Annotated in this window: 2 protein-coding genes; both read left to right on the top strand. The window is 70.6% G+C overall.

Going from position 1 to position 879, the window contains the following annotated elements; genetic code table 11:
- The coding region (locus AC1DXV_RS35060) for a hypothetical protein (RefSeq protein WP_477938107.1) at window positions 1-305 on the top strand (305 nt) is incomplete at its 5' end.
- A 71-nt stretch (window positions 306-376) separates the two neighbouring features.
- Window positions 377-879, top strand: a 503-nt coding sequence (locus AC1DXV_RS35055; protein WP_477938106.1) for a helix-turn-helix domain-containing protein, incomplete at its 3' end; no start/stop codon positions are given.

Below are 879 nucleotides of genomic sequence, written 5' to 3'. Positions count from 1 at the left end.
GAGGTGTGCTGATGCGCGGCGGCCTGATCACCGTGCACGACGGCCGCGACACGCTGGAGCGCGCGGGCGAAGACGACCTCATCAGCGTCAGCGAAGCGGCCTACCTGCAGGCGGCCTTGGTCCGCCAGCGCCTGCGCGCTGAACAGGAGGCCCAGGCGCGGGCCCTGGTGGTGATGCCGCTGGGCACCTGCGCCAACTGCGACGAACGCTGCGACCCCGCCACGCGCTACTGCGACCACGACTGCCAGACCGACCACGCCCAACGCGAGGGCCGCCTGGCCCACGCCTCCAACCTGCGGGCCTGACGCCCGCACCTCCACATGAACCGACAGAACGCATTGCGGCCCGAGCGGCTGCAAGGGAAGGGTGTTGCCCGATGAGTACCGCAGTGATGGCCCTATGCTGGCCCATCCGTATGCCGCCGACCCAGAAGGCGGTGCTGATCAGCCTSGCYGACCAGGCCAACGACCAGGGCAGTTGCTGGCCCTCGATCGCCACGATCTCCCTGCGCACGTGCTTCGGYGARCGCGCGGTGCGCAACGCCGTGCGYTGGCTSGARGAGCARGGGCTGATGGCGGTCGGSCTCGGSCGCAAGCGCTCCAACGTSTACACGCTSGCGCTGCACCGMATCCAGGCCATCTGCGAGGCACAGGCGCAAGCCCGAGCCCAGGCRCGTGCCGAAGCCGCTGAAGCGGAGGACGCCTTCGCCCCGACCGCAGGCGCCTTCGAGGCCTTGCTGCGGTCCGCAGGCCCGGCCCACGGATTTGCTCAATCGAGCCCACGCGACCCGGCACGAGGTGCCGCCCATCACCACTCCATGTCGCGGTCGCAGACCGGCACCACGTGCCGGCAAGCGGCACCAGATGCCGGTGAGCGGCA

This window comes from Rhizobacter sp. P3_C12 (assembly GCF_056402735.1).
This window is presented reverse-complemented; position numbering and strand designations above follow the sequence as displayed.